Raw genomic sequence first — 11,884 nt, forward strand, 5'->3', positions numbered from 1 at the left:
CCGCGCCCACGCGGCCCGCTCCTCCGGAGTCACCCATGAATCAGCCGCCCACCGCGGACGCGGGCCGCGTGAGCGGTCGTTTCTTCTCGGACACGTCGGTCTCGGCGCTCGTCGCCGGCTTCGTCGCGATGATGACCGGCTATACGAGCTCGCTCGTGCTGATGTTCCAGGCCGGCCGCGCCGCGCACCTGAGCGACGCGCAGATCTCGTCGTGGATCTGGGCGCTGTCGATCGGCATGGCGCTCACGACGATCGGCCTGTCGCTGCGCTTTCGCGCGCCCGTCGTCGTCGCGTGGTCGACGCCCGGCGCGGCGCTGCTGGTCGCATCGCTGCCCGGCGTGCCGTACCCCGACGCGATCGGCGCGTTCATCGTGTGCGCGCTGCTGCTGACCGCGGTCGGCGTGAGCGGCCTGTTCGACACGCTGATGCGCAAGATTCCGGCCGGCATCGCCGCCGCGCTGCTCGCGGGCATCCTGTTCGAGATCGGCATCGAGATCTTCCGCGCCGCGCAATACCGGACCGCGCTGGTGCTCGCGATGTTCTTCACATACCTGATCGTCAAGCGGCTCGCGCCGCGTTATGCGATCGTGACGACGCTGATCGTCGGCACGGCGGTCGCGGGCGGCCTCGGCCTGCTCGACTTCAGCCGGTTCCACATCGCGCTCGCGAAACCCGTGTTCACGATGCCCGCGTTCTCGCTCGCGTCGATCGTCAGCATCGGCATTCCGCTGTTCGTGGTCGCGATGGCGTCGCAGAACGTGCCGGGCATCGCGGTGCTGCGCGCGGACGGCTACCCGACGCCGTCGTCGCCGCTGATCGCGACGACGGGCCTCGCGTCGCTCGCGCTCGCGCCGTTCGGCTCGCACGGCGTGAACCTCGCCGCGATCACCGCGGCGATCTGCACCGGCCCCGAGGCGCACGAGGACCGCGCGAAACGCTACACGGCCGCGGTGTGGTGCGGCACCTTCTACCTGATCGCCGGCATCTTCGGCGCGACGATCGCGGCGCTGTTCGCCGCGCTGCCGAAGGCCCTCGTCGTGTCGGTCGCCGCGCTCGCGCTGTTCGGCTCGATCATGAGCGGCATGGCTAACGCGATGCAGGACGCGCGGCAGCGCGAAGCGGCGCTCGTCACGTTCATGGTCACCGCGTCGGGCCTCACGCTGCTGTCGATCGGCCCGGCGTTCTGGGGGCTCGTCGCCGGGGTCGTCACGCAGGCGATCCTCAACGCGCGTCGCCCCGCGTAGGGGACGTTCGCGCCGGCGGCGCAACCGGCCCCGGCGCGCTCGTCTGCGGTGCGAAACATGTACGACGCGATGTACGAGCCGATGTGCGACACGAATCGGGCCTAAAATAGCGGATCGGAAGCGGCGCCCCGTGCGCCGCTTCGCTTCGCCGCCGCGTTCGCGCGGCCCGTGAGAACCCCGGCGCATCGCGCCCTCTTCTCGAATCGCCATGACTACCGCACTCGACCAGCTGAAGCAGTACACCACCGTCGTCGCCGACACGGGCGATTTCCAGCAGCTCGCGCAATACCAGCCGCGGGACGCGACCACGAACCCGTCGCTGATCCTGAAAGCGGTCCAGAAGGATGCGTACAAGCCGATCCTCGAAAAAACCGTCCGCGATCACCGCAACGAAAGCACCGACTTCATCATCGACCGCCTGCTGATCGCATTCGGCACCGAAATCCTGAAGCTGATCCCGGGCCGCGTGTCGACCGAAGTCGACGCGCGCCTGTCGTTCGACGCGAAGCGCTCCGTCGACAAGGCGCACGAGCTCATCAAGCTCTACGAAGCCGCCGGCATCGGCCGCGAGCGCATCCTGATCAAGCTCGCGTCGACCTGGGAAGGCATCCGCGCGGCCGAGGTGCTGCAGAAGGAAGGGATCAAGTGCAACATGACCCTGCTTTTCTCGCTGGTGCAGGCCGCCGCGTGCGCCGAAGCCGGCGCGCAGCTGATCTCGCCGTTCGTCGGCCGCATCTACGACTGGTACAAGAAGCAGGCCGGCGCCGCATGGGATGAAGTGAAGAACGGCGGCGCGAACGATCCGGGCGTACAGTCGGTGCGCCGCATCTACACGTACTACAAGACCTTCGACTACCACACCGAGGTGATGGGCGCGAGCTTCCGCACGACGAGCCAGATCGTCGAGCTCGCAGGCTGCGACCTGCTGACCATCAGTCCCGATTTGCTGCAGAAGCTGCAGGACAGCAACGAGACGGTCACGCGCAAGCTGTCGCCGGACGCGCTCACGGATGTGCCCGCCGCGCGGGTCGCGATAGACGAGGCGTCGTTCCGCTTCCAGCTGAACGACGACGCGATGGCGACCGAGAAGCTCGCCGAAGGCATCCGCACGTTCGCCGCCGACGCGGTGAAGCTCGAGAAGCTGATCGACGCGCTGCGCTGAACCGTGCCGAACGTCAGCAGGCGGCAGTCACGCTGACAACAGTTGTCAGCAGTCGTGCCGGAAACGGCCGCGAACCTCGTGTTCGCGGCCGTTTTTTTCATCGCTCTGTCAGCCCCACGCACTACAATCCACGTCACGGGCGCACCGGCCGCTTCCCGGACGCTCATCCCGGAACAGGAGACAACGATGCAAGTTCAACCGTACCTGACCTTCTACGGCCAGGCCGAAGCTGCCCTTCAGTTCTACGAAAAGGCGCTCGGCGCGAAGACGATGTTCAAGATGCACTTCAAGGACGCGCCGCCGAACCCCGACCAGCCGATCACGCCCGAGATGGCGGACAAGATCATGCATGCGAGCTTCACGATCGGCGATTCGATGCTCATGTGCTCGGACGGCGACTGCCGCAATACGGGCGGCACGCACACCGGTTATTCGCTGTCGCTGAACCCGGCGAGCGTCGACGAAGGCAAGAAGCTGTTCGATGCGCTCGCCGACGGTGGCGAAGTGACGATGCCCTTTCAGAAGACTTTCTGGGCGCTCGGCTTCGGAATGCTGAAGGACCGTTTCGGCGTGCAGTGGATGATCAACGTCGAGGATCTGTCGCAGCGCGAGGATCTCGCGAAGCGCGCGGAGGGCTGACGCGAAAAAACGCCCGCCACCTTCCGGTGGCGGGCGTTTGCGTTTCTGCGCGTTCGACGCGCGTCAGCTCTCGACGACGTCGAGATAATCCTCCGGCCGCGTGCGGTCTTCCGCATGCGCCATTCCCGTCACCCGCACGAGCACGCTCGCGACGATCGCGACCACGAGGTTCACGACCAGCGACCACACCGCCGCATAGCCGGGAATCGCATAGCCGAACAGGTGGATCGTGAAGATCGAGCTCGCGAGCTTCAGCGAGATCGCCATCCACGTGCCGCACACGATGCCGGCCGCCCAGCCGAGCAGCAGGCCGCGATAGTCGAGCACGCGCGTGTAGAGGCCGAGCACGATCGCGGGCAGCGTCTGGATGATCCAGATCCCGCCGAGCAGTTGCAGCTGGATCGCGTAGGTCAGCGGCAAGCCGAGGACGAACGCGACCGCCCCGACCTTCACGATCAGCGACACCAGCTTCGCGACGTGGGTCTCCTGGTCGTGCGTCATGTTGCGGTTGACGAACTCGCGGTGGATGTTGCGCGTGTACAGGTTCGCGGCCGCAATCGACATGATCGCCGCCGGCACCAGTGCGCCGATGCCGATCGCCGCGAACGCGACGCCGACGAACCACGACGGAAAGTACTCGAGGAACAGCGCGGGCACCGCGAAGTTCGGGCCGAACGCCTTGAAGTACGACGCATACTGCGGCATGTCCTTCACGCCCGACGCGAGCGCCATGTAGCCGAGCAGCGCAAGCAGGCCGAGCACGAACGAGTATGCGGGCAGCATCGCCATGTTGCGGCGGATCGAGTTGCCGGATGACGACGACAGGATCGCCGTGACCGAATGCGGATACAGGAACAGCGCGAGCGCCGAGCCGATCGCGAGCGTTGCGTACGCGCTGTAGCCGTTCAGGCTCGTCGCATCCGGCGCCTTCAGCAGCAGCTTCGCGGGCGGCACGTGGGCGAAGATCTGCCCGAAGCCGCCGAGCTTCGCCGGGATCACGATGACTGCCGCCGCGATCGTGATGTAGATCAGCACGTCCTTCACGATCGCGATCATCGCGGGTGCGCGCAGGCCCGACGTGTACGTGTATGCGGCGAGGATCGCGAACGCGATGATGAGCGGCAGGTCGCCGACGAAGCCGGTCGTGTCGAAGCCGAGTGCGCCGATCACGACCTCGATGCCGACCAGCTGCAGCGCGATGTACGGCATCGTCGCGACGATGCCCGTCACCGCGATCGCGAGCGCGAGCATCCGGCTGCCGTAGCGCGCATTGACGAAGTCGGCGGCGGTCACGTAGCCGTGCCGCTTCGCGATGCTCCACAGCTTCGGGAACACGACGAACGCGAACGGATAGATGACGATCGTGTACGGCAGCGCAAAGAAGCCCATCGCGCCCGCGCCGAACACGAGCGCCGGCACCGCGACGAACGTGTATGCGGTATAGAGGTCGCCGCCGAGCAGGAACCACGTGACGATCGTGCCGAAGCGGCGGCCGCCCAGGCCCCACTCGTCGAGATGCGCGAGGTCGCCGCGCCGCCAGTTCGCGGCGAGGAAGCCGATGATCGTGACGCCGATGAAGAGCAGGACGAAAACGAAGGTCGCGGCAAGATTCATCGACGGCCTCCTTGCGTGCTGCCCCCCGTCCACGCGTTCTTGGTCTTGAGGTAGACGAACGCGGTGATCACCGCGCTAATGAGGACCCACAGAAGCTGGTACCAGTAGAAGAACGGAAAGCCGAACCATGGCGGATCGACCTTGTTGTATGACGGCACCCAGACCATCGCGATCAGCGGCAGCACCAGCAGCCAGAGCCAGCGCTTCGCGGCCCGGTTGGCGTCGGCATTGTGAGCCATGACGTCTCCTCATCATTCCCGGTTATCGATGTTCTTGTCTTGAACGGGTACGGCGGCGAGAGGAGCGGCGAAACGGGTAGGCTGCGGCTCCCCTGGCTTCGCGCCAGTATAGGAGCCACATCAGCGCGGTCAAGCGGGGACGAACCCGGACGATCCGTCCCTGTCGCGCGGGCGCGCCGGCATCCGGCCGGCGCATGAAACGTCAGATCGAGAACGACGCCGCGTTCGGCGCGACCGACGCTTTCAAAGCTTTCACCCACTTGCGCGCGGGCAGGTTGACGGCCGCCTCGATCACCTTCGCGCGCGCGTCGAGCTCAGCGAACGTCACGTCGAGCGCGGGCCCCGAGAACGCGAGCGCGATCCGGTTGCCGTCGTGCACTTCCGGCAGCGCGATCACGCGATTGTCGAACGCCGCGTTCAGGTGCTTCATGTTGCGCACGAAGCTCGGATGATCGCCGAACAGGTTGATCGTCGCGATGCCCGCGTCGGCGAGGCAGCCGCGCACCGCGCGGTAGAACGCGACGCTGTCGAGCACCGGGCCGCGCGCGGTCGCATCGTACAGGTCGATCTGGATCGCGCCGGTGGTGCCGCGGTTGGCCGCGTCGTTGACGAAGTCCCACGCGTCCGCTTCGTGGACGGCGAGGCGCGCGTCGTCGGGCGGCAGCGCGAACATCGTGCGCGCGGCGACGATCACGGCCGGGTTCAGCTCGACCGCCTCGACCTTCGCGTGCGGCAGGAAGCGGTGCGCGAACTTGGTCAAGGCGCCCGTGCCGAGCCCGAGCTGCACGATGCGCGCGGGCGTTTCGAGGAACAGCAGCCAGGCCATCATCTGCTGCGCATACTCGAGCTCGATATGGAGCGGCTTCGAGATTCGCATCGCACCCTGCACCCATTCGGTGCCGAAGTGCAGGTAGCGCACGCCGCGCTCCTCGGAGAACGTCACCGGCGCGAAGCGCGGCTTGCGCGGCGCTTCGAGGACGGGCACGTCGTCGTGTTCGTCGATGTCCGCACGGCGCTTCACGCGCGGCGGCTTGAGTTTCGAGGAGCCGTTGTACGCGGACGGCTCGTCGCGCTTGAATGCGCGCGCCTCGGCGGACGCGCGCTTGATCAGTCGGGTCATGAATGAATCTCGCAGGGGTGAAGCGGGTTTTGCGGACGAGAGGATAGCATTGGCGGCGGGGGACGACCCTGGACAGCGCCGTAGCGAGGCGCTTCGATCGCGCATGACTTCGCGGCCTGTTGGCGCTAGGCTGCATCCATTGACGGCCGGAGGTCACATGGCATCGAGCGACAGGAAAATCTGGTTTCCGGCCAAACGCTATGGGCTGGGATGGGGCTTGCCGGTCACCTGGCAAGGCTGGGTGGCGCTGCTTCTGTATATGCTCGGACTCGTCGCGAGCGTGTGGCTTCTGCCGCCGCACAAGGCGCCATTCGCATTCGGCTCGTGCGTTGCGGTGCTGTCCGCGGCGCTGGTTGTCGTGTGCTGGCTGAAGGGCGAAAAGCCGAAATGGCGATGGGGCGACGACGATTGAATCCAGCGCGTCGGGCACGAATCAGGAGTGAATCCCTCGCCAAAGCGCCAGCTTCTGCTCGAACGACAGCATCGCATTCGCCGGGCTCGACGAAGGCAGCACGAGCGTCTCATAGCCCGCGGCCCCGATCACTTCCGCGAACCGCCCTGCCGTCTTGCCGTTGAAGCAGACCTTCTTCAACAACGGCGCATGCTCGCGCAATGAATCGAAATCGTTGGGCTTGGCATTCCGAATCGCCGAATCGAGACTCCCATCGCGGTGGCACGCGGCGAGTACATCCCAGATGCCGATGCCGTGCGTCAGCACGCGTTCGAGACGCGCTTCGTAAGCGAGTTCGTGCAACTCCGGTTCGCCAAGTACGGCACCTAACAACCGCCAGAACTGGTTGCGCGGATGCGCGTAGTACTGCGTGGCGTCCAGCGACGCCTCACCCGGAAAGCTGCCGAGGATCATCGTATGGGTGGCCGGCCCGACGACCGGCGGAAAACCTTGCAGCATCACGCGGCCCCAGACAGGCGCGGCCCGTCGCCATACGCTTGGACATGCCGCCACAGCGCGGGCAGCATGCATTCGGTCACCATCAGCGGCGCACCGTGCCGCTGGAACACCGAGCGCCGCGCGGCGAACGCGTGCGGCGCACGCGCGCCGCCGAGCGCATGGCTCGCGAGCGCATACAGCGGATGACCGGCGATCACGCGCCGGCTGACGAGCGCCGAGCGCTCGACCTGCGGATCGCTGTACAAAAGCTCCGCGAGCGGCCGCGTGCGCAGCCGCCGCATCGCCTGCCAGATGCCCTTGCTCGCGGCGAGCGGCGCAATGCTGTGCGCGGCGACGTACGGCGTGCCGTCGACCGACAGGATCACCTCGCGCACCCACATCGGCGCGCGCGGCACGCACGCGAGCGCCGCGTGCTCGTCGAACCACGGCCCGTCGACCGCCTCGCGCGTCACGCGCACGCTCACGCGGCCGAGCCGCGCGAGATGCGCGGTCAGCGAGCCGCCGCGCGTCAGCCAGTCCCGCTGGTCGAGCGTGCAGCCGGGCCGCGGCGTCTCGCGCCAGCCCGACTGCCCGCCGTCGAACCGCATTCGCGCGCTCACGCAGCGCGCGACAGCAGGAGCGCGTTGGTCCGCTTCACGAAGCTCGCCGGATCGTCCAGCATGCCGCCCTCTGCAAGCAGCGCCTGGTCGAACAGCAGGTGGCACCAGTCGCCGAAATCGGCGCTGTCGGCGTTCAGCTGCCTGACGAGCGCGTGCTCGGGATTGATCTCGAGGATCGGCTGGAACGACGGGGCCGACTGGCCGGCCGCCTTCAGCATCCGCTGCAGGTAGCCGCTCATGTCGTTGTCGTCCGCGACGAGGCACGACGGCGAATCGGTCAGGCGGAACGTGACGCGCACGTCCTTCACCTTGTCGCCGAGCGCTTCCTTCATCTTGTCGACGACCGGCTTGATCGCGTCGCCTGCCTGCTCCTGCGCCTTCTTCTCGTCGTCGTTCAGCTCGCCGAGATCGAGGTCGCCGCGCGCAACGCTCGCGAGCGGCTTGCCGTCGAATTCATGCAGGAACGACAGCATCCACTCGTCGACGCGGTCGGTCAGCAGCAGCACCTCGACGCCCTTCTTGCGGAACACCTCGAGATGCGGGCTGTTCTTCGCGGCCTGCCACGTATCGGCCGTCACGTAGTAGATCTTGCTCTGCTCGGGCTTCATCCGCGCGACGTAGTCGGCGAGCGCCACGTCCTGCTCGTCGGTATCGCCGTGCGTCGACGCGAAGCGCAGCAGCTTCGCGATGCGCTCGCGGTTCGCCTGATCCTCGCCGAGCCCTTCCTTCAGCACCTGGCCGAACGCGCGCCAGAACGTCGTGAACTTCTCCTTGCCCGCATCGTCCTCGGCGTTCGCGAGCTCCTCGAGCATCGACAGCGCGCGCTTCGTCACGCCTTCGCGGATCGCCTTCACATCGCGGCTTTCCTGCAGGATCTCGCGCGACACGTTGAGCGGCAGGTCCGCCGAATCGACGACGCCCTTCACGAAGCGCAGGTATTGCGGCAGCAGCTGCTCGGCGTCGTCCATGATGAACACGCGCTTCACGTACAGCTTCAGGCCGCCGCGGTAGTCGCGATTCCACAGGTCGAACGGCGCGTGCGCCGGCACGAACAAGAGCTGCGTGTATTCGCTGCGGCCCTCGACGCGGTTGTGCGTCCACGTGAGCGGATCCTGGTGGTCGTGCGCGACGTGCTGGTAGAACTGCTTGTACTGCTCGTCGGTGACGTCGCTCTTCGAGCGGGTCCACAGCGCGCTGGCCTGGTTGACGGTCTCGTCCTCGTCCTTCAGGACCATCTCGCCCTTTTCCTGATCCCATTCTTCCTTCTGCATCAGGATCGGCAGCGCGATGTGGTCCGAGTACTTCTGGATGATCGACTTCAGGCGGTACGACGACAGCAGCTCGTCCTCGCCTTCGCGCAGATGCAGCGTGATCGTCGTGCCGCGCTGCGCGCGCTCGATCGCGTCGACCGTGAAGTCGCCCTCGCCCGCGCTTTCCCAGCGCACGCCTTCCGAGGCCGGCAGGCCGGCGCGGCGGGTCTCGACGCTGATCTTGTCCGCGACGATGAAGCCCGAGTAGAAGCCGACGCCGAACTGGCCGATCAGCGCGGCGTCCTTCTGCTGGTCGCCGGACAGCTTCGAGAAGAATTCCTTGGTGCCCGAGCGCGCAATCGTGCCGAGGTTCGCGATCGCCTCGTCGCGGCTCATGCCGATGCCGTTGTCTTCAATGGTGATCGTGCGCGCGGCCTTGTCGTAGCCGATGCGGATGCGCAGGTTCGGATCGTTCTCGTAGAGCGCGTTGTTCGCGAGCGCCTCGAAGCGCAGCTTGTCGGCGGCGTCGGACGCGTTCGACACCAGTTCGCGCAGGAAGATTTCCTTGTTGCTGTAAAGCGAATGAATCATCAGGTGGAGGAGTTGCTTGACCTCTGCCTGAAAGCTCATCGTTTCGTGTGCCATGGATTCAGTGTCCTCTTACTTGAATGGTGTGTCCCCGTTGCGCGGCGCGCGATGCCGGGCGGCCAGCGGGTCTGGCGGGTGTGCGCACCTATCTGGGGACGGGTGGCGGGATTTCAAGGGTGTTGCGCGGCGCCCGCGTTCGGCGGGAATTTGCCAGGTGCGTCCCTCTTGCCGGTCGGGATGCCGGCCTCCGGTTTCGAAGAAATGGCTCGCCGCTCATTCTCCTATATATTCAGGCGATTAAATTCAGGCCGGAATATGAGAGTTTGCATCGTGGGCCCCTCCGGGGCGGGAAAATCGACAATTGCCGGAAGACTCGCACATGAGTTCAACCTTGCCGCATTTGAGTTCGACAGCATCTATTGGGACCTGAGCGGAGCCGATTTCGTCAAGCATTCGGAGGAATCGATGGCGGCCGCCATCGGTGAAATTGTCGCGAGGGACAGCTGGATCGTCGAGGGCGCTTACGACAAGCGCATGGCTCCGTTTCTTGCCGAATGCTCGCTCATTCTCAAGGTGGACGTCCCGTTCTGGTTGAGAGCCGTGAGGTTGATCAGACGGTATCTCAGGTCGTCGGCAGAGGGAAAACGGCCGAGGGAGACGTTATGGAACACCATCCATCTGGTCCGCTTTTCATACAGCTTTGATCAGCGACTGGACAGGTTTCTCGCCGGAGATTCCAAGCTCGCCGCCAAGGTTGTTTCCGTCCGCGGCGCCTCATCGTGTATCGGAGCGATGCGCGCGATGCATGCCCGCTGAATCCGCCGACACACTCCGATGCCCATTCACGTCCGCATCGAGCCCCTGGCTTGCATCCCATTCGACAATTCGGCCGGCCGGTCACATGACCGCCTGCCCGCCCATGGCATCCGGCTCATGACGCGCGCCGTGCGGCCGAGTCGATATACCGCGACAAGAACCCCGGCAACGCCGGATCGCCGCAGTTCGCGATATTGAACCGGGTCCACGTCGACGGCGACTGCTGCGGCGAGAACAGGCTGCCCGGCGTCAGCAGGAAGCCCTCCTCGTGCGCGGCAGCCGCGAGCGCGTCCGAATCGACGCCCGTGTCGGCCCACAGGAACATGCCCGACGCCGGCATCGTGAACAGGCGCAGGCCCGTGCGCTCGAGCATCCGCGCAGTCTTGTCGCGCACGCCGTCGAGCCGCGCGCGCAGCCGCTCGACGTGGCGGCGGTAATGCCCTTCGGTCAGGATCTTGTACAGCACGCGCTCGTTGAGCTCGGGCGTCGTCATGCCGACCAGCATCTTCTGGTCGGTCACCGCCTTCGCGATCTCCGGCGCGCAGGCGACATAGCCGACCCGCAGGTTCGCGGCGAGCGTCTTCGAATAACTGCCGAGATAGATCACGCGCTTCAACTGGTCGAGGCTCGCGAGCCGCGTCGCCGGATAGCTCGGCGGGCACAGGTCGCCGTAGACGTCGTCCTCGACGACGAGGAAGTCGTACGCCTCCGCAAGCTTCAGGATCCGAAACGCCTGCGCGGCGGACAACGACGTGCCGGTCGGGTTCTGCAGCACCGAGTTGATCACGAACATCTTCGGCCGCCACATCTGCACGAGCGTCTCGAGCGCGTCGAGATCGGGGCCGTCCGGCGTATACGGCACGCCGACGAGCTGCGCACCCTGCGCGGCGAAGCGACCGAACATCTGGAACCAGGCCGGATCGCCGACGATCACCGCATCGCCCGGCCGCACGTAGATCCGCGCGATCAGGTCGATCGCCTGCGTGATGCCCGACACGAGCACGAGCTGGTCGGGCGTCGCGCCGATCTCGACTTCCGCGAGCCGCGTCTGCAGCTGCTGGCGCAGCGGCAGGAAGCCTTGCGCGGTGCCGAAGCCGAGCATGTGCGCGCCGGCCTGCCGCCCGAGCGCGCGCAGCGCGCCGGTGATCAGCTCGCCGTCGAGCCAGCGGCTCGGCAGGTAGCCGAGCCCCGGCCCCTTTTCCGGGCTGACGGTGTGCAGCATGTTGCGCAGCAGCCAGACGACATCGATCGTATTGTGGACGGGCGCCGCCTCGGCGCCGCGCGACACCGGATCGAGCGGCTGCGGGCCGGCGACCCGCTCGCGCACGTAGAAGCCCGAGCCGCGCCGCGAATCCAGGTAGCCCTGCGCGACGAGCCGCTCGTACGCCTCGACGACGGTGAAACGCGACACGCTCTTGTCGAGCGCGAGCTTGCGGATCGACGGCATCCGCATGCCGGGCCGGAACACCCGCTCGTCGATGCGCCGCCGCGCCCACTGGACGAGCTGCTCGACAAGCGTGAGGGTGGCGGTGTCGTGCGGGACAGGGATCTGATCGAGCGGGACGGTCGACATGGCAAGGCTCCAACTGTACCGAAGGGTATCGCGGCGATTGTACCGTTACTGTGCCGGTCGGCACGATTACAGTTGGTCGGATCATGCGGCGCGCGGCCGCCGCTTCCGGCGGCGGCGCCTGCCGGACAGG

12 protein-coding genes are annotated in these 11,884 nt (G+C 66.5%); 5 read left to right on the forward strand and 7 right to left on the reverse strand.

The window, feature by feature from the left end:
* Positions 1 to 35 precede the first annotated feature (35 nt).
* The 3 genes from ACFIMZ_RS14530 (at position 36) to ACFIMZ_RS14540 (ending at position 3,045) form a co-directional block, all read left to right on the forward strand.
* Complete coding sequence (locus ACFIMZ_RS14530; protein WP_431820115.1) at positions 36 to 1,244, forward strand: benzoate/H(+) symporter BenE family transporter; 1,209 nt, start codon at positions 36 to 38, stop codon at positions 1,242 to 1,244.
* 208 nt (positions 1,245 to 1,452) lie between these two features.
* On the forward strand, positions 1,453 to 2,406 hold the full coding sequence (tal, locus tag ACFIMZ_RS14535; RefSeq protein ID WP_431820116.1) for a transaldolase: 954 nt from the start codon (positions 1,453 to 1,455) through the stop codon (positions 2,404 to 2,406).
* Between the two features lie 186 nt (positions 2,407 to 2,592).
* On the forward strand, positions 2,593 to 3,045 hold the full coding sequence (locus ACFIMZ_RS14540; RefSeq protein ID WP_431820117.1) for a VOC family protein: 453 nt from the start codon (positions 2,593 to 2,595) through the stop codon (positions 3,043 to 3,045).
* 63 nt (positions 3,046 to 3,108) lie between these two features.
* Here ACFIMZ_RS14540 and mctP read toward each other — a convergent pair whose 3' ends face one another.
* From mctP to ACFIMZ_RS14555, 3 genes are all read right to left on the reverse strand, one after another.
* Positions 3,109 to 4,659, reverse strand: coding sequence for a monocarboxylate uptake permease MctP (mctP, locus tag ACFIMZ_RS14545; protein ID WP_431820118.1), 1,551 nt, complete (start codon positions 4,657 to 4,659; stop codon positions 3,109 to 3,111).
* Positions 4,656 to 4,898 (reverse strand): DUF3311 domain-containing protein, encoded by a 243-nt coding sequence (locus tag ACFIMZ_RS14550; RefSeq protein ID WP_431820119.1) that lies wholly within the window; start codon positions 4,896 to 4,898, stop codon positions 4,656 to 4,658. The genes mctP and ACFIMZ_RS14550 overlap by 4 nt, the downstream gene beginning before the upstream one ends.
* A gap of 202 nt (positions 4,899 to 5,100) precedes the next feature.
* Entirely contained in the window at positions 5,101 to 6,018 is a 918-nt protein-coding gene (locus ACFIMZ_RS14555; RefSeq protein WP_431820120.1) for a spermidine synthase, read from the reverse strand.
* Between the two features lie 157 nt (positions 6,019 to 6,175).
* Here ACFIMZ_RS14555 and ACFIMZ_RS14560 point away from each other — a divergent pair, with 157 nt between their 5' ends.
* Positions 6,176 to 6,430 (forward strand): hypothetical protein, encoded by a 255-nt coding sequence (locus ACFIMZ_RS14560; protein WP_431820121.1) that lies wholly within the window; start codon positions 6,176 to 6,178, stop codon positions 6,428 to 6,430.
* A 21-nt stretch (positions 6,431 to 6,451) separates the two neighbouring features.
* Here ACFIMZ_RS14560 and ACFIMZ_RS14565 read toward each other — a convergent pair whose 3' ends face one another.
* The 3 genes from ACFIMZ_RS14565 to htpG are packed head-to-tail and all read right to left on the reverse strand — an operon-like array spanning position 6,452 to position 9,422.
* Positions 6,452 to 6,928: a DNA-deoxyinosine glycosylase gene (locus ACFIMZ_RS14565; protein ID WP_431820122.1), complete on the reverse strand. Its 477-nt coding sequence runs from the start codon at positions 6,926 to 6,928 to the stop codon at positions 6,452 to 6,454.
* Positions 6,928 to 7,515: a chorismate--pyruvate lyase family protein gene (locus ACFIMZ_RS14570; protein WP_431820123.1), complete on the reverse strand. Its 588-nt coding sequence runs from the start codon at positions 7,513 to 7,515 to the stop codon at positions 6,928 to 6,930. The genes ACFIMZ_RS14565 and ACFIMZ_RS14570 overlap by 1 nt, the downstream gene beginning before the upstream one ends.
* Positions 7,516 to 7,523: 8 nt before the next feature.
* Complete coding sequence (htpG, locus tag ACFIMZ_RS14575) at positions 7,524 to 9,422, reverse strand: molecular chaperone HtpG (protein ID WP_431820124.1); 1,899 nt, start codon at positions 9,420 to 9,422, stop codon at positions 7,524 to 7,526.
* A 273-nt stretch (positions 9,423 to 9,695) separates the two neighbouring features.
* Between htpG and ACFIMZ_RS14580 the strand changes: the two genes are divergently transcribed.
* Positions 9,696 to 10,181 (forward strand): AAA family ATPase, encoded by a 486-nt coding sequence (locus ACFIMZ_RS14580; RefSeq protein ID WP_431820125.1) that lies wholly within the window; start codon positions 9,696 to 9,698, stop codon positions 10,179 to 10,181.
* 115 nt (positions 10,182 to 10,296) lie between these two features.
* On the opposite strand, the gene ACFIMZ_RS14585 is transcribed toward ACFIMZ_RS14580, so the two are convergent.
* Complete coding sequence (locus tag ACFIMZ_RS14585; protein ID WP_431820126.1) at positions 10,297 to 11,754, reverse strand: PLP-dependent aminotransferase family protein; 1,458 nt, start codon at positions 11,752 to 11,754, stop codon at positions 10,297 to 10,299.
* Positions 11,755 to 11,884 lie beyond the last annotated feature (130 nt).

The organism is Burkholderia sp. F1 (genome assembly GCF_050813845.1).
GTDB classification, from domain to species: domain Bacteria; phylum Pseudomonadota; class Gammaproteobacteria; order Burkholderiales; family Burkholderiaceae; genus Burkholderia; species Burkholderia ubonensis.

Bases quoted from the DNA above. Each gene is read 5' to 3' on its own strand.
- ACFIMZ_RS14530 (WP_431820115.1), top strand. From the start codon at position 36: ATGAATCAGCCGCCCACCGCGGACGCGGGCCGCGTGAGCGGTCGTTTC.
- tal (WP_431820116.1), top strand. From the start codon at position 1,453: ATGACTACCGCACTCGACCAGCTGAAGCAGTACACCACCGTCGTCGCC.
- ACFIMZ_RS14540 (WP_431820117.1), top strand. From the start codon at position 2,593: ATGCAAGTTCAACCGTACCTGACCTTCTACGGCCAGGCCGAAGCTGCC.
- mctP (WP_431820118.1), bottom strand. From the start codon at position 4,659: ATGAATCTTGCCGCGACCTTCGTTTTCGTCCTGCTCTTCATCGGCGTC.
- ACFIMZ_RS14550 (WP_431820119.1), bottom strand. From the start codon at position 4,898: ATGGCTCACAATGCCGACGCCAACCGGGCCGCGAAGCGCTGGCTCTGG.
- ACFIMZ_RS14555 (WP_431820120.1), bottom strand. From the start codon at position 6,018: ATGACCCGACTGATCAAGCGCGCGTCCGCCGAGGCGCGCGCATTCAAG.
- ACFIMZ_RS14560 (WP_431820121.1), top strand. From the start codon at position 6,176: ATGGCATCGAGCGACAGGAAAATCTGGTTTCCGGCCAAACGCTATGGG.
- ACFIMZ_RS14565 (WP_431820122.1), bottom strand. From the start codon at position 6,928: ATGCTGCAAGGTTTTCCGCCGGTCGTCGGGCCGGCCACCCATACGATG.
- ACFIMZ_RS14570 (WP_431820123.1), bottom strand. From the start codon at position 7,515: ATGCGGTTCGACGGCGGGCAGTCGGGCTGGCGCGAGACGCCGCGGCCC.
- htpG (WP_431820124.1), bottom strand. From the start codon at position 9,422: ATGGCACACGAAACGATGAGCTTTCAGGCAGAGGTCAAGCAACTCCTC.
- ACFIMZ_RS14585 (WP_431820126.1), bottom strand. From the start codon at position 11,754: ATGTCGACCGTCCCGCTCGATCAGATCCCTGTCCCGCACGACACCGCC.